This is a genomic window from Paraburkholderia sp. PGU19 (genome assembly GCF_013426915.1).
In the GTDB taxonomy this organism is placed as follows: Bacteria; Pseudomonadota; Gammaproteobacteria; order Burkholderiales; family Burkholderiaceae; genus Paraburkholderia.
Genome location: NZ_AP023180.1, coordinates 1,918,957 through 1,942,417 on the forward strand (window position 1 = coordinate 1,918,957; position 23,461 = coordinate 1,942,417).

A 23,461-nucleotide genomic window follows, 5' to 3' on the forward strand; every position below is an offset into this window, starting at 1 on the left:
CTCTGTTCAGTGATTCCGTGGTTCATAAACGTGGTCAGCGCTTAATGCACGCGCTGCGTGGCTCAGTTCGACCAGCCGCCGTCGATCACATGCGCCTGGCCCGTCGTGAACCCCGATTCGTCCGACGCCAGATACAACGCCAGCGCCGCAATCTCCTCCGGCTTGCCGACACGGCCCATCGGCTGGCGCGCGACGAACGCGGCATGCACCGCTTCGACCGTCGCGCCCTGCGCCTTCGCCTGCTCGGCGATCCGCTGCTCGAGCGAAGGCGAGTGTACCGTGCCCGGACAGATCGCGTTACAGCGTACACCGCGCGTCACAAAATCCGCGGCGATGGCCTTGGTCAGACCGATGACAGCAGCCTTCGATGCGCCATACACGAAGCGGTTCGGCACGCCCTTAATGCTCGACGCCGCCGACGACATGTTGATGATCGACCCGCCGCCCTTCTCCAGCATCGCAGGCAGGAACGCGCGGATCATCCGGTACATGGCCTTCGCGTTCAGATCGAATGCGAAGTCCCAGTCTTCCTCGCTCGCTTCGAGAATCGAGCCTGCATGCACGTAGCCAGCGCAATTGAACAGCACATCGATGGGACCGAGTTCCTGCGCAAGCGCCTTGATCGCCGCGCCGTCGAGCACATCGAGCTGGCGCGCTTCGACGGGCTTGTCCTTGAGCGCGTCGATGCGGATGTCGGTGGCGATGACGCGCGCGCCTTCACGCGCGAAAAGCTCGGCCGTCGCGAGGCCGATGCCTTGTCCCGCTGCCGTTATCAAGGCCGTCTTGCCGGCCAGTCTTTGTACCATTTAAGGCTCCCATTGGATTGGCGTTTGAGTCATACCGGGTATTGCAACGGTTGCTCACCGGCGCGAATGTGGAATTCCCGTTGAACTGTCACAGCCGGTAGAACGCCGCCGCATTGCCGCCGAACACCGCGTCGCGTTCGGCATCGGATATCGACGCAAGCAGCTCTGTCGCGATCGAATGCCACAGCAGGTAGTCGCCGTTCAGATTCAGCACTGGCCAGTCGCTGCCCCACATCAGGCGCTTCGGTCCGAACGCGGCAAGCAAATGATCGACGTAGGAACGCAGCGTCGCTTCCGTCCAGCCTTGCGCGGCTTCCGTCGCGAGGCCCGACAGCTTGCAATGCACGTGCGGCAGTTGCGCAAGCCGCGTGATGCCTTCGGCCCATGCGTGCCAGCCCGCGCTACCGTCGCGGATCGGCGGTTTCGCGCCGTGGTCGATCACGACGCGCAACTGCGGAAAGCGCTTGATGAACGTGTCCAGCGCATCGACGTGACGCGTGAAAATCAGCGCATCGAATGCGAGGTCGTGGGCGATCAACGCATCGACGGCGGGCTTCAGCGCGGGGTTGGCAATCCAGTTGTCGTCGGGCAGGTCTTGCAGCATCGGCCGCACGCCCTTGAATTTCGCATCGCGCGCGAGTTCGGCGATCAATGCGGGCGCGTCGCCATCGAGCATCGGCACCCAGCCGACGACGCCCGCAATCGACGCGTCATTGCGGGCGAGATCGAGCAGATAGCGCGTCTCATCGACAGTCTGCGCGGCCTGCACGACGACCGTGCGCGACACGCCCGCGCGTTCGCACAACGGCGCGAGATCGTCTGGGCCGAACGTGCGGTAGAGCAGCGCGAGATCGGGCGTCAGCCAGCCGTAGTCGCCACGCTCGGGGTTCCAGTAATGCTGGTGTGCGTCGATTTGCATGATGTGATCGAACCGCTAGTCCTTCGGCACGGGCGCGCGTGGATCGAGCAAGCCTTTGTCGCGCAGCGCCTGCCAGAGTTCGGCGGGAATTGGCTTGTCGAACGAAGCCACATTCTCGCGCAGTTCGCCCGCGTTGCGCGCGCCCGTCAGCACCGTCGCGATGGCGGGGTGCGCATACGGAAACTGCAACGCGGCGGCAGCCAGCGGCACGCCATGCACCTTGCACACCGCTTCCAGACGCGCGACGCGCTCGATCACGTCCTTCGGCGCCTCGCCATAGTTGAACTTCAGATCGCCTTCGACGCCACGCGCGAGTATCCCCGAATTGAACGCGCCGCCCAACAGAATGCTGACGTTGCGTTTTTCGCATTCGGGCAGCAGATCGTTGAGCGTCGCCTGTTCGAGTAGCGTGTAGCGGCCCGCGAGCAACGCGCAATCAATGTCGAATTCGCGCATCGCATCGAGTATCGCCGCGCCTTCGTTGACGCCGAGCCCGACGGCTTTCACAGCACCTTGCGAGCGCAGATCGTCGAGCGCGCGGAAGCCGCCGCCTTGCGTAAGCTGTTGCCCGTAGTGCGCGTTGCGCTCGCCATGCGTGACGACGCCGATGTCGTGCACGAGCAGAATGTCGATATCGACGATGCCCATGCGCTGCTGGCTGTCTTCGAACGAACGCAGAATGCCGTCGTGCGTGTAGTCGTAGATCGCTTCGAACGGCAGCGGGTTTTGCCAGCCTTCGCTGCCGTCATACGGGTTCTTGCGCGGCACGAAGTGACGGCCGACCTTGGTCGACAGCACAAACTCGTTGCGCGGATAACGCCGCAGCGCATCGCCCAGGCGATGCTCGGCTTTCGTGTGTCCGTAGTGCGGCGCGGTGTCGAAGAAGCGCACGCCTGCGTCCCACGCGGCCTGAACCGCGCCGAACGCCTCCTCATCGGACAGATCGCGATACAGTCCGCCGAGCGGCGCGGTGCCCAGCCCCAGACCCGTGACTTCGAGCGCACGCCCGCCGATGCGGCGCCGCTTGCGCACGTTTGAACCCGCCGCATCCGTCATCGTCTCGCTCTCCATGTCGTGTTTTACGTTCAACCCGGCGCTCACTGCGCAACCACGCTGACCACCCGATGCGGCAGCGCCGCATTCGCAGGCAGGCACGCCGGCCCGACAGGCTCGAACGTTTTGTACGTAAGGATAAACTCCTGATGCCCGAGCGACTCCGATTTCGACGCAGCGCCCTGCGCCACGGCGAGCGTCACATCGAACACTTCGCGGCCCACTTCGTCGAGTGTCGCGCGGCCTTCAAGGATACGCCCTGCGTCGACATCCATGTCACCGGACAGGTTGCGGTAAGTATTCGGATTCGCGCAGACCTTGATGACGGGCGAAATCGCCGAGCCGACCACAGAGCCGCGACCCGTCGTAAACAAAATCACATGCGCGCCGCACGCGATCAGTTCCGCGATTTCCGCGTTGTCGCTGATGTTCGGAAAGCCGAAACGCGGCTCGCCATCCGGCACGACGTCGAGCAGATAGAGGCCGCCCGTGGGTGGCACATCGCCGGGCTTCACGATGCCGACGATCGGCGACGCACCGCTCTTCGCATACGCGCCGAGCGACTTCTCTTCCTGCGTCGTCAGGCCGCCGTCCGCGTTGCCGACGGCGAAGCTGCCGTGCCCGAGTATCGAGTAATAGCGCGCGGCCTTCGCGACACACGCGACGATTTCATCGCCGAGGTCGTCGCGCGCGGCGCGGCTTTTCATATGAAACTCGCAGCCGACCAGTTCGCCCGTCTCCTCGAAGATGCAGGTCGCGTCATGCTCGATGAAGTGATCGAACGCGCGGCCCACGGCGGGATTCGCCGTGATGCCGCTCGTGCCGTCCGAGCCGCCGCAGATCGTGCCGATCACGAGTTCGGACAGCGCCATCGGCGCTTTCTTTTGCTTCGCGAGTTCGCCGCGCGCTTCGCGCACCCAGTCGACGCCGTATTGAATCGTGCTGCGCGTGCCGCCTTTTTCCTGGATCGTCAGCACGTGCACCGGGCGGCCGCTCGCACGCACCACATCGACGAGGTAATGCTTGTTCATGCTCTCGCAACCGAGCGATACGAATAGCACCGCGCCGACATTCGGATGCGTCGTCAGCTGCTCCATCATCTTTTCGGCGTAGCTGTTCGGATAGCAGCCGGGAAAGCCGATCAGATGAACGGGCGCTTCCTGTTCGGCGGAAGGGTCGTCGAATGCATCGAACGAAGGGCGAAACTGCGCAACGATCTCGCGCGCGACGTGATGCGCGCACTCGACCAGATACGCGACGGCGACCACGTTGCGGACGCCCTTGCGTCCATCGCTGCGCAGATAGCCTTGCAGCACGGGCAGCATGGTTGGTTGCGCGGTAGTTGCTACGGAAATGTCAGTCATGTTCTGTTAGCCCGCGTCAGTGATGGACGAATGCGTGGCCTGCGTCGTGCGTATAAGTGGGCAGGTAATCGCTTTCGAGGTTATGCGTATGCAGATGCTCGCCGCGCGCGACATCCGTCGTCACGTGGCCGATCACCGCGCCGTAACGCAGCACCTTCTCTTCGCTGCGCAGTGCACGGCGCGCGACCTTGTGGCCGAGTTCGATCGTCTTCGCAAGCGTCACGTGCTCGCCTTCGATCTCGATCTGCGTGCCGGCTTCGAGACGCGCGCCAGCGATCAGGCAGTTGTCTTCGGGACTCAGCAGAATCAGGCGGTGATCCGTCATATGCGTCATGTCAGTTTTGTCCTTCGCCGCTGGCAAGGCGCGCCACCATCAGCGAGCCGAGAATGATCGCGCCGTAGATCGCCTGAATCCAGAACGACGGCACCTGTGCGAGCGTCAACAGGTTCTGCACGACGCCGAGCAGCAGCACGCCGGACAGCGCGCCGAGCATCGTGCCCTTGCCGCCATCGAGCGAAATGCCGCCGATCACGGCCGCCGCGAACACGGTGAAAATCATGCCGTTACCCTGATTCGCGTTGATCGCGCCGACATAGCCCGTCACGACGAGGCCGCCAATCGAAGCGAGCACGCTGCCGAGCACGAACACGCCCCACGTGATGCGCTCGACACGTATGCCCGCCGCGCGCGCCGCTTCCGGATTGCCGCCGATCGCATACAGCGCACGGCCCAGGCGGTGATAGCGAAGCATGAACGCGGCAATGCCGAACGCCACAGCCGCCAGCCACACCGACAACGGCAAGCCGAGCACGATCGTCGTCGCGAGTTCGAAGAACGACGGCGGCATGTCGAACAGCGTGCCGCCCTTCGTCGCGCCGACCAGCATGCCGCGCAACACGATCAGCATCGCGAGCGTGACGATGAACGCGTTCAGGCGCAGCCGCACGACGAGAAAGCCGTTGATGAAACCGATCACTGCGCCGACCACGAGAATCGCGAGCAGGCCCGCCGCAGCCGGCCATTCGAAGCCGAAGCCCGCAGACGCTGCGGGCATCACGAGCATCGCGCCGACAGCGGGCGCGATGCCGACCGTCGATTCGAGCGAGAGATCGAACTTGCCCGTCAGCACAATCAGAGATTCGGCGAGCACAACGAGCGCCAATGCCGCCGACGCGCCCAGCACGCTGATCAGATTCGCCTTCGTCAGAAAGCTCGGGCTGACGAACGCGCCGATCACGATCAGCAACGCGAGCGCGGGCACCAATGCGAGATCGCGCAGACGCGCGAACTCGATGCGCGGACGCGCGGCGCTCGCGCTCACCCCTTGAGCCGACGCAAACGCAGGCACACTATTCTTCATGGAGACTGACTCCTTCAACGGATGCGATCAGGTCGTTGTCTTCCCAACCCGCCGGTAACTCGGCCGCGATGCGGCCACGGAACATCACGAGCACGCGGTCGCAGACGCGCAGATCGTCGAGTTCGCCCGATGCGACGATCACCGACTTGCCCTCTTCGCGCACGCGATCGACAACGGCCAACAGCGCTTCTTTCGATTTCACGTCTACGCCCGCCGTCGGATCGATCAGCACGAGCACATCCGGATCGGTGGCCAACGCGCGCGCCATCACGACCTTCTGCTGATTGCCGCCCGACAGACCCGACACGGCTTGCTCAGGCCCTTGCGTCGCGATGCCAAGCGCCTCGATCATCTTCCTGCCGAACGCGTTCTTCTTCGCGGGCGGCGCGATGCCGAACTTGCCGAGCATGCGTGCAATGGTCATCGACGCGTTTTCCGCGACTGATTGCGTGAGCACCAGCCCTTCGTGATGGCGGTCTTTCGGCACGCAGCCGATGCCGCGCTTCAATGCAGCGGGCACGTCGCCGAGCGGCAACGCTTCGCCGTCGACGCGAATCCCGCCGCGATTCGGCTTGCGCAGGCCCGCGATCGCTTCTGCGACGCTAGTGCGTCCACTGCTCGTCGCGCCCGTGAGTCCGATGACTTCGCCGCGCTTTACTGCAAAGGTGACGTCTTCGTAGTCCGCGCCCGTGAGCGCTTCGACCTGCAACGCGACGGCTGTATCGGCGGGCAATGGCGAGCGCGAAGCCGCGTCGGTGACATTGAGGCCGCCGCGCTCGCCCGTCATCGCTTCGATCAGCTGCTCGCGCGGCAACGCCGACACAGGCGCGCTGACGATATGCCTTGCATCGCGCAGCACGGTGACGGCCTGGCAAATCTCGTACACCTCTTGCAGATGATGCGAGATGAACAGGAACGTCACGCCTTCGCGCTGCAACTCCTCGATGCGCCTGAAGAGCCGCTTGATCTCGTCGCCGTCGAGTTGTGCAGTCGGTTCATCGAGAATGATGAAGCGCGCGCCATACGACAACGCGCGCGCGATCTCGACAAGCTGCCGCGCTTCGACGCTGAGATCGCCGGCGCGCGCGTCTTCGCGCACGTCGATCTTCCAGTGATCGAGCAGCGAGCGCGCATCGCGGCGCATCGTGCGCCAGTCGATCACGCCGTTGCGCGTCTGTTGCCGGTTGATGAACAGGTTCTCCGCGACAGACAGCTCGCGGATGATCGTCGAATGCTGATAGACGCACGCGACGCGCTCGCGCCACGCGTCGCGGTCGGCGATGGGCGGCGCAAGCTCGCCGCCGAATCGCACTTCGCCCGTGTCGGACTTGCGCAAGCCGGTGAGAATCGACACCAGCGTCGATTTTCCCGCGCCGTTGCGCCCGACGAGCGCATGCGACTCGCCGGGCAACACGCGCATGCTGACGTCTCTCAGCGCCGAATGGCTGCCGAAGCGCTTGCCTACGCCAAGCGCCTCGACGACCGCGCGCGTGGATGCGTTCGCGTCGTGGGTCATTTGCTTGCTCACTTGAGCGTGTTGCCCCAGAGGTTCTTGTCGTCGACATTCGCCTTCGTCACGAGCGGCGCGGGCAGCTGGTCTTCGAGCACACCCGGCTGCAGCTGCACGATGTTGCTGCCGTGATCGGTCGGGCCCGGCTTGAATGTCTGCCCGGCGAGCGCGGCCTTCATGTAGTACAGGCCGTATTTCGCGTAGAGATCGGCGGGCTGCGAAATGGTCGCGTCGATTTCGCCCTTGCGGATCGCGTCGAACTCTTGCGGAATGCCGTCGTTGCTGACGATCACGACATGCTTCGCGTCGCCGGCGGGGAACAGCATCTGCTTGCGGCGCAGCGTCTGCAGCGTCGGCGACAGATAGACGCCGCCCGCCTGCATGTAGATCGCCTTCACGTCGGGATTCGCGGTCAACAGGCTATCCAGCGAACTTGCCGCGACATCGCCCTTCCAGCCTGCCGGAATCTCCAGCAGCGACAGCGCCGGATAGTTCTTCAGGCACGCGCGGAATGCTTCCGAACGGTCGCGTCCGTTGACGGACGCCAGATCGCCCATGATCTGCACCACCTTGCCCGACTTCACGTGCTCGCCGATGTACTTGCACGCGTTCGCGCCATACGCGCGGTTGTCGGCGCGTACGACCATCGCGACCTTGCCTTGCGTCGGCGCGACGTCGACAGCGACCACGGCCACGTTCTTCGCCGATGCCGAATCGAGCGCGCGGCTGATCGCCGCCGAATCGATCGGCCCGACCACGATGCCCTTCGCACCCAGATTCACCATGTTGTTCATGTCGGTGATCTGCTGCGCGGGGTCGTTGTTCGAATTGACGGGCGCGAGGATATCGATGCCCATTTCCTTCGCGTACTTCGGCAGATAGTTGTTGTACGACTGCCAGAACGGCGACGTGAGAAGCGGCAGGCCGAGACCGACCTTGCCTGTGTCGGCCGCCTGCGCGGCCGTGCTGAACGCGATGCCTGCGACGCACGCGACGGCCACAGCGGCCGTCAGCGCGTTGTGAACGATACGGCGAGCCGCGCGCGGCTCCTTGGCGAAACCCATGCTTGTCTCCTTTGTCGATGGGAGTTGGCGCCTTAGCGTGTACTCACATCTCATGCACGTTAGTGCTCGACGGGAGTGGCTTCTCAAGCCTGCTTCCGTCTGCGTTGTGGGAAGAGGAACCGGCGAACCGGGTACATCGACCTTTCACTTTCTTATGGGTATTGGTGCATGCATTCACCAATGAACGTATTATTCATATACGAATATTGACAAGTCAACGTGACAGGCGTGGGTGTTTTCCCTGGAGCCGGGCGCCCTGTGTGACAGTCCTCTGACAGCCGATAATCAATGCGAACGTCAAACACGAACCGACTGCCGACGATGGATGTAGAAGACAAGGACGACGCCGACCGTTATCGCGCGCCAGCGCTGGACAAGGGTCTGGACATACTCGAACTGCTTGCCGGGCAGAAGAGCGGCTTGACGCGTGCCGAGATCACGAAGCTGCTGGGGCGCAATGCGAGCGAGATGTACCGGATGCTGGAGCGGCTGGTGGCGCGTCAGTACGTGGTGCGGTCGGCGGGTGGTGACCGGTATTCGCTGAGCCTGAAGTTGTATGCGCTCGCGCATCGGCATCCGCCGATGAACCGGCTGATTTCCGAGGCGTTACCGTTGATGCAACGCTTTGCTGCTGATGCTGAGCAGTCGTGTCATCTTGCTGTCTATGACCGTGGCAATCTGCTTGTGATCGCGCAGGTGGATGGGCCGGGCACGTGGGGCATTTCGGTGCGGCTCGGATCGCGGGTGGGTTTGATCGATACGAGTTCGGGGCGCACGATGCTCGCGTTTCAGACACCTGAGCAGCGGGAGCATATGCTCGCCGAGCACACCAAGGTCAAAGGCGAAGTGACGATCGATCATGGCGCGCTCGAAAGTGCGTGCGAGACCATTCGCGCGGCTGGGTTTTCGCAGAAGGACAGTCAGCAGATTTTTGGTGTCACCGATTTGACTTTTCCTGTGCTGACGGCGTCAGGGCAGGCGATTGCTGCGATGACTTGTCCTTTTCTTAAGCGGATTGATGAGTATGTGGCGCCTTCGCTGGATCAAGTTACCCAGATGTTGCGGGAGATTGTGCAGGGGTTGTCGATGTTTGCTGAGCCTGAGGTGAGGTCGTAGGTCGGGGTTTCGGTTCTTGCGCTTGCGCAGCGCGGGCGTTCTGGTTTTTTTGCCTTTGCGCTGGCATCCGCGATTTGCCTTTGTGGCGCAGCCGGTTTTGGCTTGTTCTTTCGCTGGCATCCGCGCTTTGCCTTCGTGCTTCAAGCGTCGCCCCTGTGCGGGGCGACGCGTGAACATCAAACACCGTAACGCGGATGCCAGCGCAAAGGCCAAAACACCGAACGGCGACGCGTGAAGCAAGCTAACAAAACGCGAATGCCAGCGCAAAGACCGGCAAACCAAACCGGCCCTGCCACGAAGACAAAACGCAAACGGAATGCCCCAAACCCCAAACGGCATCCCCCCAATCCCAATGCGATAGAATGTCGCCCCTTCCCAAACCCCAAAGTCCCCTTGCGCCCACGCGCAACCCAAACCTTTATGGCCAAACTTCTGTCCGACCACGAATTCCAGCGTTTTTCCGAACTCCAGCAGAAGCAGGCAAGCTTCACCATCACAAGCGAAGAAGCCGACGAGCTCCGTGAAATCGTCTCGCGCGCACAGCAAAAACGCGACGACCGCGCCGCTGCAATGAAACAGATCGAAACCTTCATCGCGCAATTCGACATCACGCCCGACGAACTCTTCTCCGCCGATCAGATCGGCGACGCCGCCCGCAACTTCGGCCTGATTCCAGCCGCCAAGAAAGAACGCATGTTGCCGCCGACAGTCACGTTCAACGGCAAGCCCTATCAATGGACGCGCGCACTGCCCGACGAAGTCCGCGTGCCTCTGTTCGAAGCCTTCACGGCAGGACAATCGGTGAAACCGTTCATCGCAACACCGAAGGACGCCGTGCGCTGCGCAGCAACGATCGCGCGACTCGAACGCGAAACAGGCGCGACGTACGCCCCCGAGTGGCTCGAAGAACTCTCCGTGTCGCGCGAGCAGGTAGACGCGGCAGCGATGAAGCTCGCCGCTTAAACGCACGCTCAGCTACGCGTATTAACAGAGGCAGAGCACGCAGGCGACGCGCCGAACCCCACGGCGCCACTTTCATCCGGCTGATCGAGCGCCATCCTGAACCCGACGACGCCAGGGTCTTCCGTACGCGTCGTCGTGAAGCCGACAGCCGTCGCCAGCCCGATCATCGCCGAGTTCTCGCGTAACGCCTCGCCGATGATCCAGTGCGTGCCACGCGAGCGCGCATACGCGATGATCCGCTCCATCAACAGACGCCCCAGCCCCTTGCCCTTCTGATCCGATCGCACAGCCATCGCGAACTCGGCCGTTTCGTTGTCCGGGTCCGCTACGGCACGCACGACGCCAAGCGTGTGCGTCGAACCGTCGTCGTTCTGTGTCGTCGCGATCAGCGCCATCTCGCGGTCGTAGTCGATCTGCGTCATGCGCGCGAGCTGCGAATGATCGAAGCTGCCGACCGCGCCGAAAAAGCGCAGGCGCAGATCATCGGGCGTCATCGATTCGACGAAATCCCGATGCGCCGCTTCGTCTTCCGGGCGAATCGGCCGCACCGTGATGCGCTGGCCGCGCCAGTCGAGCGTCTCTTCATAACGCCGCGGATACGGCATGATCGCGAAGCGCGTGCGATTCGCCGACAGCCACAGGCGCGGCGCAACGATCGCCGCGCCGTTTCTCATCACGCGCAGCGCGAGCTTCAGCGACACGATCTCGCGTATCTCCGACACCGCCTGCGAAATCGACGTCAGCGTAGTCAGAACGGGCTCGGGAGAAACTTCGCGCGAATACGCCGAGTTCGACAGGATGTCGCCCGACAGCACAGGGTTCAGCGGCGGCAGGCCGAACACGCACATCGGCCGCGCTTCGTCGTGCTCGGGTGGCGCGGTGAATCGGAACACCGGGCCGAAATTGGCGTCGTCGCGCAGTTCGACCGCGATATCGACGACGGCACCGTCACGCGCTTCTTCAGGCACCGTGCGCACCCCGAAGTGCGCAAGCAGTCGCGCCGCGTCATCCCCTTCAAGTAACGTCACGCCCAACGAGAGCGCCGCGCATGCCTGCGCCTGCGCGGCGTCGATCGCTTCGGGGACGCGCGCGGGTTGACCTTCAGGCGTCTGCATCAACAGCTCGCGCACGAGCCGATACTCGACGAGACGCTCGAACGCACGCGCAAGCCGCTGCGGCGTGGTGTGCACGGGAATGCCGTGCTCGTGCAACGCATCGCGCGTCTCGCGCTTCACGCCGCCGAAAAAGCACGCCAGCAGCCCACGATACGCGTAGCGCTGATTCGCGATCAACGCCTGCGCCACTTCCTCGACGGGCGCGCCGTGCGTCGACGCGTGTACGACGAACGCCGTCCCCGTCGAACGCTGATCGGCGAGCACTTTCAGCGCCGTGCCGAAATGCTCGGCGCGCGCGTCGCTGCCAAGCAGCAGCGGATTGCCGGGCACGGCGCGCGGCAACGCTTGCGCAAGCGCATCGACGGCGCCGGGAGGACACGGCGCTAGCGTGTCGCCGGCGGCCTTGAATGCGTCGGTGGCGAGCGTCGCGACGCCGCGGTCGCTGGTGATCAGCGTCGCCGTCGCGCCCGCCGCGACGCGGCCCACGCCCAGCGTTTCGATTTCATCGAGCAGATCGTCGAGTGCATCGACGCGCACCACGCCCGCGCGACGGAACGCGGCCGTGTAGAGCGCGTCGTTGGGATCGCTGCGGCCCGAGCGCAACGCCAGCACCGGCTTGTTGCGCGACGCCGCCCGCGCCGCCGACATGAACTTGCGCGCCGCCTTCACGGAATCCACTTCGAGCAGGATCGCGCGGGTGCCGGGATCGCTCGCGAGATAGTCGAGCACATCGCCGGCATCGACGTCGGCTTCGTCGCCGAGCGCCATCGCGTGCGAAAAGCCCAGGCCGCGCGCATGCGCCCAGCCGAGCACCGCGTTGGTCAACGCATTCGACTGCGACACCCACGCGACGCCGCCCGAGCGCACCGTCACGGACGGCGCGCCGAGATGCGCCTTGAGCGCAGGCGTGATCACGCCGAGGCTGCCCGGCCCAACGATGCGCAGCAGATGCGGCCGCGCGGCGGCGAGCGTGTGGCGCACGTCGGCGCGGTCGTCGTCGCCGCGCGCCTCGCCGACGATGATCGCCGCGCGCGTGCCGCGCCCGCCGAGCGTGTGGACGATGGCGGGCCACGTCGACGGCGGCGTGCAGATGATCGCCACGGTCGGCGCGTCGGGCAGATCGCCGGCATTGCCGACGCAGGCGTGGCCGTCGAGCATGTCGTACTTCGGATTGACGGCCCACACTGGGCCGTCGAATCCGCCTTCGATCAGCCGCTTCCAGACCATTGCACCCGTGCTGCCCTCGCGCTTCGAGGCGCCGATCACGGCAATGGATTTCGGGCGAAACAACGCGTCGAGATTGCGTACGGTCACGGGCGCTCCGCGAATGAGTGGGTGCGCGGTCGAGGCGCGCGATTTCATCAGGATAGGCGATGCGCGGGACGCTGTGGGACGGGTTCGTCGAAGGCGGCGGGGTTCGTCTGACTTTAGCGCGCGCTACAGGCCAAACGGGGCGCTGGCGGATTCACCCGCCGCGCAGGCGCGCTATGCGTCCGCCCACTGCCGCCCTGCGCACCATGTAGAATCGCCTCCACGGCTCGCGGCGCGGCTTTCCGGCTGCGGCGCCGCTTCCGGCGCGCCGCTGTTGAGCGCCGGTCAAGAAAGCGCATGCGGGTGTAACAGAGAAGAACGATGAGACTGAAGGAAGAGTTATGCGGCGTCTGCCCTCGCTGATCGCGTTGCGCTTTTTTGAAGAGACAGCACGGCACATGAGTTTCAACCGCGCTGCCGTCGCGCTGTGTGTCACGCAGGGCGCCGTCAGCCGGCAGATCAAGATTCTCGAAGAATCGCTTGGCGCGAAGCTTTTCGAGCGCGATCACAAAGGCATCCGCCTGACGAAGGCGGGACAGCAGTTGCTGCCGTGCGTGTCCGAAGCGTTCGACACGCTCGAACGCGGCACGCGCCAGGTCACGACGGCGAAAGGCCGCCGGCGGCTCGTGCTGTCAGTGCCGCCCACTTTTGCCACGCAATGGTTTTCGCCGCGGCTCGGCTCGCTCGCCATCGAATTGCCGGACGTCGAGCTGTCCGTTCGCACGGAACCCTCCGACGACTGCCACTGCAACATCCGCTTCGGCCGCGACGCGCTGCCCGGTGCGCATTCCGAGCTGCTGATGATCGAGCGGCATACGCTGGTCGGCGCGCCGCGTCTGGGCGGCGAGCCACTGGACAAGCTGCTGGAAACGCTGCCCGCGCTGCACGTGCTGCACAACGACGCGCGTCTGAACCTGTGGCCGGACTGGCTAAACAAGGCCGGGCTGCCGGCGCACTACGCCGACAACGGCATCGAGTTCTCGACGCTCGAACAGGCGATCCACGCGGCGCGCAAAGGCGTGGGCCTCGCGATCGTCGATCGCAACATGATCATCGAGGAACTGGGCGAAGGCAGCCTCGCGCCGATGTCGGACATCGAGGTGAGCGGGCCATATGGCTACTGGCTCGATATCGCCGAGCGGCATGCGACGCTCGAACATGTGCAGGCGTTTGCAAGCTGGATGCGGGAGCAGGTGCTGGCGATGTCATAAAGAGGCTCGCGATTCGTGGACGGCCTCAAAGCAAAAGGCCGTGTTCGGTGGAACACGGCCTTTATCTTTTCGCGGCACAGAAGTGCAGCCGGTTACATCGCCTTCCTGAACGGCGCGCCCGAATGCTCGCGCAGTTCGTTGAACACGATCTTCGGCCACGCCTTTTGCGCAACTTCGATCTCGGAGACGTGCGACGCGAGATACGTCGGCGCATCGGCGGCATCGTAGGCGATACGCTGCACGTATGAATCGCAGAAGCGGCGCAGTTCGGCGGCATCGTCGCAAGTCACCCAGCGCGACATCCGATACCGCGCCGACGCCATCCGCACATCGACCTTATATTCCGTCGACAGACGGTGCGACACCACTTCGAACTGCAGTTGTCCGACGGCGCCCAGAATCGTCAACCCGCCGGCAACCGGCTTGAACACCTGGATCGCGCCCTCTTCGCCGAGCTGCTTCAGCGCTTCGCCGAGTTGCTTGGAGCGCATCGGATCGACCACTTCGACCGTCTGGAAAATTTCCGGCGCAAAAAACGGCAAGCCGACGAATTGCAGCAGTTCGCCTTCCGTCAGCGTATCGCCGAGACTCAGCGTGCCGTGATTCGGAATACCGATAATGTCGCCCGCATACGCTTCGCTGACCGTCTCGCGGCGCTGCGACAGAAACGTCACGACGTTGTTCGCGCGGAACGTCTTGTTGTTGCGCGTGACCTTCAGCGCCATGCCGCGCTCGAAGCGCCCCGAGCACACGCGAATGAACGCGACGCGGTCGCGGTGCGCGAGATCCATGTTCGCCTGCACCTTGAACACGACGCCTGTGAACTTCGGCTCGTCCGGCTGCACGGGACGCTGCACCGTCAGGCGCGCGGACGGCGGCGGCGCGAGATCGACGAGCGCGTCGAGAATTTCCTTCACACCGAAGTTGTTGATCGCCGAGCCGAACAGCACGGGCGACTGTTGGCCCGCGAGGAACTCGTCGCGATCGAACGAGGGCGTTGCGCCCGTAATCAGGTCGATCTCTTCTTTCGCCCGCACCCACGCGTGGCCGAAGCGGCGTTCGCCTTCCTCGTCGCCGGGTGCGCGCAGCGTTTCGACTTCGCCGCCGAGCGTGTCCTGCCCCGCGCGGAACACGCGCACCTGATCGTTCTGGATGTCGTAGACGCCCTGGAAGTCCTTGCCCATGCCGATCGGCCAGGTGAACGGCACGGCCGACACGCCCAGATGCTGTTCGATTTCGTCGAGCAGATCGAGTGGCTCGCGCACTTCGCGGTCGAGCTTGTTGATGAACGTGACGATCGGCGTCTTGCGGCTGCGGCAGACTTCGAGCAGCTTGAGCGTCTGCGCTTCGACGCCGTTCGCGCCGTCGATCACCATCACGGCGGCATCGACGGCCGTCAGCACGCGGTACGTGTCTTCCGAGAAGTCCTCGTGGCCTGGCGTGTCGAGCAGGTTGATCACGCAGTCGCCGTACTCGAACTGCATCACCGAGCTCGCGACGGAAATGCCGCGCTGCTTTTCGATTTCCATCCAGTCGGACGTCGCGTAGCGGTTGCTCTTGCGGCCCTTCACGGTGCCCGCGATCTGGATCGCGCCCGAGAACAGCAGCAGCTTTTCCGTGAGCGTGGTTTTACCCGCGTCCGGGTGGGAAATGACCGCGAACGTGCGGCGGCGTTTGAGTTCGGAGACTGACATTGGCAATTAGGGTCATGGCGCACGCCCTTCTGGCAGGCGGCGATACGGCAACCGGGCGCGGCGACATGCCTGACAGGCCCGAGAGAACCGGCAAAGCCGCGATGATACACGTGCCGGGGCAACCTATAAGTATAGCTGGCGCGAGCCGAGGCTTCCCGGGCGGCCAGCAAAGTCCGCCGCGTCTGGCCGGATAAGACGACGACTATTGATAGGACATCGTAAACGTGGCCTTCGCGTTGGCGGACCCCGGATTCATTGTGCCTGTGCGGATATAGCTCGCCTTCAGCGGCACAGAGTAAACGCCGCCCGTGGTCGGCGACGACGACACCGAAATCTGGTTCACAGTTCCGGCAGCGGAAGAATCCGCCCCGTACAGTATTGGCGTGCCTGCATATGAGACCTGATAGGCAATACCTTTCGCGGTCGAATCAGCAGTCAACGAGAGCGTGTTGCTTCGGTTCGACGGTGTCGTCAAGTCAGATAATGTCACTGCGACGCGCACACCGGGATCGCAGTTAAGCGAGAGACTGAACAGCGTACTTCCCGTCGTTGCGCCAACCGAGGCGAGATCTTTTGTGTTTGCCTGCGGCATCGTCACCTGGACGGCCGACTGGGTTACCGAGCAGGCAATGCTGGAGAAGTTCCCACTGGCCGTCCCCGTGAACGCATTGCCCCAAGGAAACGTTCCGCTCTGGTTGTTGATGGTATTGCTGATCGAAAGCGCCGGTATGGTGGTGAGGGCGCCGGGCGCAACAGCGCCCGTCTTGACGAACTGCGCGGAAATCGTCACGTTGAAGTCGTAACCGGGCGTTGAGTTACCAGGTAGCTGATGGCATATCACCTGCCGATACGCATTCGGTACGGTCACCGGCAAGCTGTTGCATGTCGTCGAAGGTCCGTTCGATATCGTGAACCGCACACCGATGCCCGAAAGATTGGTCGGATAGACATCGTTGTAACCGGCGACGAGCGCCGTCGGCGCCGCATTGAAGTACAAATATATGTCGCGATCACAACAAGGGTCACCCGGACAGTGGAAGCTCAAGGTGTTCGAATAAGCAGGCGTCGTGCTTCCGATGGGCGCATCGCGGCCGAAGCTGGCAGCACCCACGGCGGGAGGATTGCTAGTCTGCCCCGTCACGTTGCATGAGATTGTCCCGGCATATGCCTGAGAGCCGGCTGCGAACAAGGCGACGAACGCAATCAGCATCAGGACGCTGTGCAGCCGCAGTGTCAACACTACAAGAATCGTGTTCGGTTTCATTGTGTTATCCCCTTCATCAATGCGCCTTATCGCGGTTGTTCATTACGGCACTTGTCTGCACGTCACGCTAAAAGATTCTGCAGGGTCGACATCGTCGTCAGACAATCGCCGGATATCGTGACGCATTCTCGGCAGGAGGGTCCCGTGGACATCGTCCGGCTCCGTTTCTCTTAACCCGCGCTTGCGCCGGCCGCCGGCGCAACTGCCACCGGAGCGATGGAGGAACCGGTGATGCAATGCCCTTCCACCGACGTATAAGCATCCGCCTTATCACCCTTCACTGGCAATGCGTACTGAATCCGGCAGATGTCGCCTTCGTTTTCACCGAGCTTCACGACAAGCGTTCCCTTATCCTCGATACCGCGCGCAAAGATCCGGCTGTCCTGAGCGACCACGCCAACGTGATTGCCGTTCGCATCCAGCACATCCGCGCCGAACGGCAACGGTCCACCGCTCATTTGCGGCGCGCGGATCAACGCCGCGCGCCCCGTCACCGTCTTGTACTTCAGCATGACAACCGAGCCCAGCCGCGGCGCGACACGCTCCGACGTCGACACAAACTCGACATCGCTCGACGAACCCTTCGGGTCGATATCCACCGTATTCATCCCGTACGCCGTGAGGAACGGCACCACCGCGTAGCCGTGCGAATCCACCTTCACGCCCGACGCGCTCGACACCGTTGCGCCTTCCGCACCTTTCGCCTCGACGATGCCGAACGTATCGCCAACCGTCTGCGAGAACGTCACGCCGCCCGGATGCGCGACGACCGAGCCGCTCACGCCCGCCGAGACCTGCGCCGAATGCGCGCCGCCGCTGGCTGACGCCGTCACCTGCGCGGCGGGCGCACGCCACGTGCCGCTCGCGCCCGCGCTCGCGTTGACGCTGCCCGACGATGCCTGCCCGACCGTGTCGTACACGTTATAAGAATACTGATTGCGCTCGCCCGCGGCACCGCCCAGGCTGGTCTGCATGCTCGATGCGCCCTTGCCCGCATTGAGGTTGGTCGACAGCATCGGCGAATGCTGCGTATGTCCGAGCGGAATCGACGTGCTCAGCATCACTTCGTTCGACAGCGTGCCGTCCGCGCTGCGCGTACGGCCTGCTGTAACACTATAGGTCCCATATTTGAAGCCGTTCGAGTAGCCCAACTGATAGAACATATCGCTTCCCGGCCGGTTCCAGTAGTGCTGCGACGATACGTTGGCGAACACCGCGCCGCGATCCTTCAGCGTCTGGTTGACCGTCAGTTGCAGACGGCCGCGTTCGCGGTCGGCTGCATTGACGTCGCTGCCATGCAGCGCAGCGTCGCGCAGGCGGGCGGCATCGGCGAGGCCGAGATAGCCGCTGTCCGAGTACCGGTACGCACCAAGCGCGATGTTGGTATTCGTTGCGTCGATGAACTTGCTGTAGCCGATGTGCAGACTTTGACCTTGCTGCGAACCAGCGCCGGGCAACTGCGTGCGCGCCGTCGTGAGGTCGCTCGCGAGCGCGCCGTACTTCGTATTGAGTGCCGCGCCGAGATTCGCCGCAACATAGCCGTTCGATGCGATAGCGCCGCCGTAGAGCGTAACGAGATTCGTCAGCCCGCGCTGCACCGTGAACTGCGTGAAGCCAGGTTTCGTCTGCAACGATTCGTCGCGCAGTTGACCGGCTGTGAAGGCGAAGCGCGTCGTGCCCGCGCGCAGCGACTGCGCGACGGCCGCGTAAGGCACGGTGAAGCGCTTCGTGCGGCCATCGGCTTCCGTCACCGTCACGTCGAGGTTGCCACCATAGCCGGTCGCGTAGAGATCGTTGATTTCGAACGGTCCCGGCGACACGTTCGTTTCATAGATAACCTGACCATTCTGGCGCACCGTCACGCGCGCATTCGAATCGGCCGTGCCGCGCACGACGGGCGCGTAACCGCGCAGCGATTCGGGCAGCATGCGGTCGTCGGTGGCGATCTGCGCGCCGCGAAACGCAATGCTGTCGAACACGTCGCCCGTCGTTTGCGCGTCGCCGAGCGTGACCTGCGAGCGCAGTTTCGTGATGTCGTGCTGAACGTAAGTGGCGATATTGTCGAGCTGGATCGACTGGCCCGTGCCCGCCGTCACCGACGACTGATGCCGGAAGTGCCACGCGCCGATGTTCACGCCGGCGTTCAGGCCCAGATACTCCTGCGACGCATGCGCGCCGCCCGCAGCCGTCTGGTACGCGTTCGCGTTGTAGCTCAGGAAACCCGCATTCACCCCGTTGTCCCACAGTTCCGGCGCGACGTAGCCACGCGCCAGATTGTGCATGTACTTCTGCGGGATCGTGATGTTCAGCTTCTGCTCGTTGAAGTCGAATTCGACCGTTGCGTCCGGCACGCTCGCGCTCACATCGACGCATGCATCCGTAACCTGATCCCCTGCGCTCGTCAGCTTCGTGAAGTCGACGCCGAAGCCCTCGAGCATCTTGCGCGTGAGACAAGCGCGCGCGTTCTCGCCTTCATGCGTAGCGGTGAAGCGCACGCTCTCGCGCGCGACGTGGTTGTCGTTGATCGAGATATCGACCGTGTAGACGCCGGGCGACACGACGTTGCCACGGCCAAGGCGCGCGACGTCGACCCGTTGCGAGTCGATCTGCAGGAAAGTCGTATCGAACTCGACAGCGCCACTCGCTTCGGCCGCACACGCGGCGCCCGAGCTCATGAAACCCGCCATCGCGAACACGGACAGTACGACGGCCGTGACGGGATTCAGCATGAACGAGCCGGCTGTTGCGCTAGCCGGGCGTTGCGATTGGCGTTGGTGCGAGGTTTTCATGATCCGATAACTCGATTGAGAAGAACTCAGGCCTGTCGATCAGGCATGAATCGATGTTATGGATTTACGAGATAGGAGTACCTCAGACGATTCCTAATTTTGAGATGCTCAAGACCCGCACGCGCAAAGGCTCAGCGCGTGCCAGATGGCATCACGCGACAACGTTTTTGAGATTCGGGAGAGGGAAAGGCGGCCGGCGGACCCAGCGCCTCAAACTGAAGGCGAGACGTGTTAAGGAACGATGTCCGCGTCGCCTTCGATCGCACCGCCGAAGTCGTTGATCGCGACGTAGTGCACCTTGCCGGACTTCACGCCGTTCATCTGCGGCACGGCGATGATCTCCTTGCCGCGCGGCGCGACCATGCCGCCGCGGTCGTTTTTGTAAGTCGCGCCGTTCGACGACACCCTGATCTCGCTAAATGACACGTGATACGCAGTCGGATTCGACACGGCGAGCGCCTGGCCCTTGCCTTCCGGCGCCGGCACGACCTTCCAGTCGAGCTGGCGCGGCGCCTCGTCCGGCGTGCCCTGCAGCTTCGGCGGGCGCACGAAGACCTTGATCCGCGTGCGATAGGCGAATTGCAGCGTATTCGCATCGGCTTTCACGTCGGCTTTGGGCGGCACGTCCAGCACGTTGAGCAGTAGACCGATTCCCGATCCTGCGGCAGCGCATCGCCGCTGTAGATGATGCGCAAGGTCTGCGACCGGCCCGCATTCATGCGGAAAATGGGCGGTGTGATCACGAACGGCGTCCTGCTTTCGTCGATCTTCGCGTTGGCGTCGCCGCTGTCGAGCCAGACCTGGACCAGCGACGGATTGCGGCTGTCGTTGGTCAGCTTGACTGTCACTTCCCGCTGATCGAGCGGATAGACAACGCGCGTGGCGCCAATCGTCACGCTAGCGCGCGCGGCGCCCGCGGCCATGACGGCCGCCAGCAGAACGATCGGCCATCGGCAGATCAGCCTCCGTTTCATCAACATGTCGCGCGTGCTCCGTGCAATGCGAAAAGATCGGGGCAGGCACGCAAGCGCACGCCCCCACTTCAAGTGGTTACTGATACTGCATCGTGTATTGGATCGACGTGTTCACGTTACCCGGCTGCGCTTTGCCCGTTGCGTAGTACTGCGCGAAATAGTTCAGCGTGGCCGCACCGCCCGTGATCGTCGCGCCGTTGGTGGCGAGCGTGTTGTTGCCGCCCGTCAGGATGTTGATCGGTTGCGTATTCGCGTTCAGCAGACGCACCTGCACGTTTTGCGCGGGCGAAGCCGATGCCTGATTCGTCAGATAACCGCTGCTCTGATCCACGGTCGGGCCATTCTCGAAGCGCGCGACCGCCTTCGTGGCTGCGCCCGAACAACCGCTCAGCGTGAGGCGGATATCGCCGAGATTCGACATGCCGGCCGTCGCGCCGGCGGCTGCCAGCGAGCCAGCCTGCACGGTCGGCAGGAGCACCGCGACGTCGGCGGCCGAACCGCTCGCCGTGCTATTGATCGAGCAGGTGGTATCCGTGACGGAACCTGTGATCGTGATCGTGCCGTCGGCCGCCTGGGCCGCCGGGGACAGGAATGCCATCAGACCGATAGCGGCCGTGGACAAGATGTGCTTTTGCATGCTGATGCTCCTAAAGTTACTTGCCAATAAAAAATGCTTTCCGATGCTTCACTGCCTGTTCCCGTCATGTCGCCCTCCGAGGCATGGCCTCTTGCCGTATCGGCGCATATCGAATCGTGAGAAGCGGCCTGAATGAAAGTGGAAGGACGACGCACCTGCGAATCAGATACGCATGACCATTACTAAGACATGCGAATCAGTTGGAAAACTACGCTAAGCGCAAACGTTTGCATCGCCAATCAAGTGAAAGCTAAATGTAACATTGACGACTGAACGCCTTGAATGACGAATGTCAACGGCCCTGTTTCCTGAGAATGACCTTAGGTGAACAAGCCCGCATAAAGCGTTGCGGACGCAATATCTGGCGGACTCAATGTACTTATAGAGCGGCAATTGAACTCAAACGTGCCCGGCGTCCAAAACCTTGCGGACGCGATGCCTGGTCATGGGGTTCAAATCAAAAACTGATTGGGCAGCAAACGTTTGTGTCGTTGCGCGTTGATAAAACTTATCATCGTCAAATAGCGGCTTTGAATGACGAAGATCAATGATCTTATTTTTTTAAGATCCGATTGCGTAGGGGATTGGGAAAGCTTTTTGATTTCATTTGAGATGCACGAATAAAAATTCCTAAAGCACTTAGAAGTGACATTTCAGGCTTTCAGTGAATTTATAAATGCGTTATGCAGTAAGGCATCCCGTCGACGCATAACGCTTTTTGCGGTGATCGTGCGCTCATTGCTACCGACAGGACAAATAGAGAATCGGCAAGCTCAAATGGAAAAGCCCGAAGCACCCTCACGGGCGCTTCGGGCTTCAACCGAAGAATGCGTTGTAGATGCGCGTTTCGCTAAGCGCCGCTCGCCTGATTCAACGTCAGATGCTTCGTCTCCGGCGCCCACGCAATCGAAACGATCATGCCGACAAGCAACACGGCGGACAGCGCAAGCATCGTCGAATGAAAGCCGAGTTGCGCGATGCCGAGCGGCAGCAGGAACGTGCCGACGGCCGAACCCAGCCGGCTGCATGCAATTGCGAGTCCGACGCCGCAGGCGCGCACTTCCGTCGGAAAGCACTCGGGCGGAAACACGCCGACCAGATTCGAGAACGCTGACATCGTCAGCGTAAACACGGCGAAGGCAACGATCATCCACAGCGCCGCCGATTCCGGCAACACGCTCAACGCCAGCAGCGACAGGCAAGTCACCGCGAACGAACCGATCAGAAACGCGCGGCGCGAGAGCACGATCGTCAGCCAGATACCGAGCAGCGCGCCGACCACGAGAAAGCCGTTGAGCAGGAAATCCGCGCCCGAGCCGTTGTCGAGATGAATCGCCTTGAGGATCGACGGCAGGAACGTGTAGATCGCGAAGTACGGAATCACGAGGCACACGAAGAACGCGCAGTTGAAGATCGTGCGGCGGATCAGATCGCGTTTGAAAAGACGCGCAAAACCGCCTTGAGCGCCGTGCGCATGGTCGTCATGCGCGCCGTCGATCGTCACGTTCGGCCCGAAGTATTTCAGCACGATGGCCTGCGCTTCAGCGATGCGTCCCTTGCCGTGCAGCCAGCGCGGCGACTCCGGCGTGCCGATTCGCATGACCAGCACCGCGAGCGCAGGCACACCCGCTGACGCCAGCAGCCAGCGCCACGCATCCGGCGACGCATCCGCGTAACACAGGCCGAGCACGTTCGCGACCACATAGCCGATCGTCCAGATCACGCTGAACGAGCCGAGCAGCGTGCCGCGATGCTTGCGCGGCGAGAACTCCGCGAGAATCGCGTGACCGACGGCGAAATCACCGCCCATGCCGAAGCCGATCAGCACGCGCAACGCGCAGAGCATCGCCGGTGAGGACACATAGAACTGCGCGAAAGCCGCGAGCGTGATGATCAGAAAACTCAGCAGGAAAATACGCTGCCGGCCCATACGGTCCGATAACCACCCGAACACCAGACTGCCGACGAAAATCCCCATCAGCGCGGAACTGCCTATCATGCCTTGCCAGAACGCATCGAGCGGCATCTGCTTGTTGAGCGACGCGAGCGCATAGCCGATCGTGCCGAGCGCGAAGCCTTCCGTGAAGTGCGCACCGAACGTCAGACCGGCAATCTTGATGTGGAAGCCATTCAGCGGCACATCGTCGAGCGAGACGGTATTGCGATTCGTATGTTGCGGGTGTTTAGCCTGGGCCGGCGCTGAAACGCGCGGGGACGGGGATGCGGGGCCGGACGGCCGCGCAAGCAGGTCTTGATCGCTCAAGATGTCTCCTTGTAATCGCGTCCCGTGTTGCGCGCCGGGACGCGTAC

General features: G+C 63.0%; 19 protein-coding genes. 3 read left to right on the forward strand and 16 right to left on the reverse strand.

What is annotated here, in order from left to right; translation table 11 throughout:
* Positions 1 to 62: 62 nt before the first annotated feature.
* The 8 genes from H1204_RS26240 to H1204_RS26275 form a co-directional block, all read right to left on the reverse strand.
* The gene (locus H1204_RS26240) at positions 63 to 806 is read right to left on the reverse strand and encodes an SDR family oxidoreductase (protein ID WP_007746083.1); all 744 of its coding nucleotides are present in this window, start codon (positions 804 to 806) and stop codon (positions 63 to 65) included.
* Between the two features lie 88 nt (positions 807 to 894).
* On the reverse strand, positions 895 to 1,725 hold the full coding sequence (locus H1204_RS26245) for an amidohydrolase family protein (protein ID WP_180731431.1): 831 nt from the start codon (positions 1,723 to 1,725) through the stop codon (positions 895 to 897).
* Between the two features lie 15 nt (positions 1,726 to 1,740).
* On the reverse strand, positions 1,741 to 2,781 hold the full coding sequence (locus H1204_RS26250) for an aldo/keto reductase (RefSeq protein ID WP_180733314.1): 1,041 nt from the start codon (positions 2,779 to 2,781) through the stop codon (positions 1,741 to 1,743).
* 41 nt (positions 2,782 to 2,822) lie between these two features.
* Entirely contained in the window at positions 2,823 to 4,142 is a 1,320-nt protein-coding gene (locus H1204_RS26255; RefSeq protein ID WP_180731432.1) for a UxaA family hydrolase, read from the reverse strand.
* Between the two features lie 16 nt (positions 4,143 to 4,158).
* Positions 4,159 to 4,476 (reverse strand): UxaA family hydrolase, encoded by a 318-nt coding sequence (locus H1204_RS26260; RefSeq protein ID WP_009769737.1) that lies wholly within the window; start codon positions 4,474 to 4,476, stop codon positions 4,159 to 4,161.
* A 1-nt stretch (position 4,477) separates the two neighbouring features.
* A complete protein-coding gene (locus H1204_RS26265) occupies positions 4,478 to 5,503 on the reverse strand; it encodes an ABC transporter permease (protein WP_180731433.1) in 1,026 nt (341 codons plus the stop codon).
* Complete coding sequence (locus tag H1204_RS26270) at positions 5,493 to 7,019, reverse strand: sugar ABC transporter ATP-binding protein (protein ID WP_180731434.1); 1,527 nt, start codon at positions 7,017 to 7,019, stop codon at positions 5,493 to 5,495. The genes H1204_RS26265 and H1204_RS26270 overlap by 11 nt, the downstream gene beginning before the upstream one ends.
* Before the next feature lie 8 nt (positions 7,020 to 7,027).
* The gene (locus H1204_RS26275) at positions 7,028 to 8,077 is read right to left on the reverse strand and encodes a sugar ABC transporter substrate-binding protein (RefSeq protein WP_243468673.1); all 1,050 of its coding nucleotides are present in this window, start codon (positions 8,075 to 8,077) and stop codon (positions 7,028 to 7,030) included.
* 321 nt (positions 8,078 to 8,398) lie between these two features.
* Between H1204_RS26275 and H1204_RS26280 the strand changes: the two genes are divergently transcribed.
* Positions 8,399 to 9,193, forward strand: coding sequence for an IclR family transcriptional regulator (locus H1204_RS26280; RefSeq protein ID WP_180731435.1), 795 nt, complete (start codon positions 8,399 to 8,401; stop codon positions 9,191 to 9,193).
* 420 nt (positions 9,194 to 9,613) lie between these two features.
* Positions 9,614 to 10,156, forward strand: a complete 543-nt coding sequence (locus H1204_RS26285; RefSeq protein ID WP_180733316.1) for a hypothetical protein — start codon at positions 9,614 to 9,616, stop codon at positions 10,154 to 10,156.
* An 8-nt stretch (positions 10,157 to 10,164) separates the two neighbouring features.
* Here H1204_RS26285 and H1204_RS26290 read toward each other — a convergent pair whose 3' ends face one another.
* The gene (locus H1204_RS26290) at positions 10,165 to 12,585 is read right to left on the reverse strand and encodes a GNAT family N-acetyltransferase (protein ID WP_180731436.1); all 2,421 of its coding nucleotides are present in this window, start codon (positions 12,583 to 12,585) and stop codon (positions 10,165 to 10,167) included.
* 338 nt (positions 12,586 to 12,923) lie between these two features.
* Here H1204_RS26290 and H1204_RS26295 point away from each other — a divergent pair, with 338 nt between their 5' ends.
* Positions 12,924 to 13,793, forward strand: a complete 870-nt coding sequence (locus tag H1204_RS26295) for a LysR family transcriptional regulator (protein WP_180731437.1) — start codon at positions 12,924 to 12,926, stop codon at positions 13,791 to 13,793.
* Between the two features lie 92 nt (positions 13,794 to 13,885).
* Here the strand turns inward: H1204_RS26295 and H1204_RS26300 are convergent, their stop codons facing one another.
* The 7 genes from H1204_RS26300 to H1204_RS26325 all read right to left on the reverse strand — a co-directional run bounded on the left by H1204_RS26300 (position 13,886) and on the right by H1204_RS26325 (position 23,414).
* Positions 13,886 to 15,487: a peptide chain release factor 3 gene (locus H1204_RS26300; RefSeq protein WP_180731438.1), complete on the reverse strand. Its 1,602-nt coding sequence runs from the start codon at positions 15,485 to 15,487 to the stop codon at positions 13,886 to 13,888.
* 202 nt (positions 15,488 to 15,689) lie between these two features.
* Positions 15,690 to 16,751 carry a fimbrial protein gene (locus H1204_RS26305; RefSeq protein ID WP_180731439.1) on the reverse strand — a complete coding sequence of 354 codons (1,062 nt, stop codon included), beginning with the start codon at positions 16,749 to 16,751 and terminating at the stop codon, positions 15,690 to 15,692.
* Positions 16,752 to 16,921: 170 nt separating this feature from the next.
* Positions 16,922 to 19,540, reverse strand: a complete 2,619-nt coding sequence (locus H1204_RS26310; protein ID WP_243468674.1) for a fimbria/pilus outer membrane usher protein — start codon at positions 19,538 to 19,540, stop codon at positions 16,922 to 16,924.
* A 231-nt stretch (positions 19,541 to 19,771) separates the two neighbouring features.
* Positions 19,772 to 20,164 (reverse strand): fimbria/pilus periplasmic chaperone, encoded by a 393-nt coding sequence (locus H1204_RS51540; RefSeq protein WP_243468675.1) that lies wholly within the window; start codon positions 20,162 to 20,164, stop codon positions 19,772 to 19,774.
* Positions 20,143 to 20,520, reverse strand: a complete 378-nt coding sequence (locus tag H1204_RS51545) for a fimbria/pilus periplasmic chaperone (RefSeq protein ID WP_243468676.1) — start codon at positions 20,518 to 20,520, stop codon at positions 20,143 to 20,145. Before H1204_RS51545 ends, H1204_RS51540 begins: the two co-directional genes overlap by 22 nt.
* Before the next feature lie 70 nt (positions 20,521 to 20,590).
* On the reverse strand, positions 20,591 to 21,151 hold the full coding sequence (locus H1204_RS26320; protein WP_180731440.1) for a fimbrial protein: 561 nt from the start codon (positions 21,149 to 21,151) through the stop codon (positions 20,591 to 20,593).
* Between the two features lie 850 nt (positions 21,152 to 22,001).
* On the reverse strand, positions 22,002 to 23,414 hold the full coding sequence (locus H1204_RS26325) for an MFS transporter (RefSeq protein WP_180731441.1): 1,413 nt from the start codon (positions 23,412 to 23,414) through the stop codon (positions 22,002 to 22,004).
* Between the last annotated feature and the right edge of the window lie 47 nt (positions 23,415 to 23,461).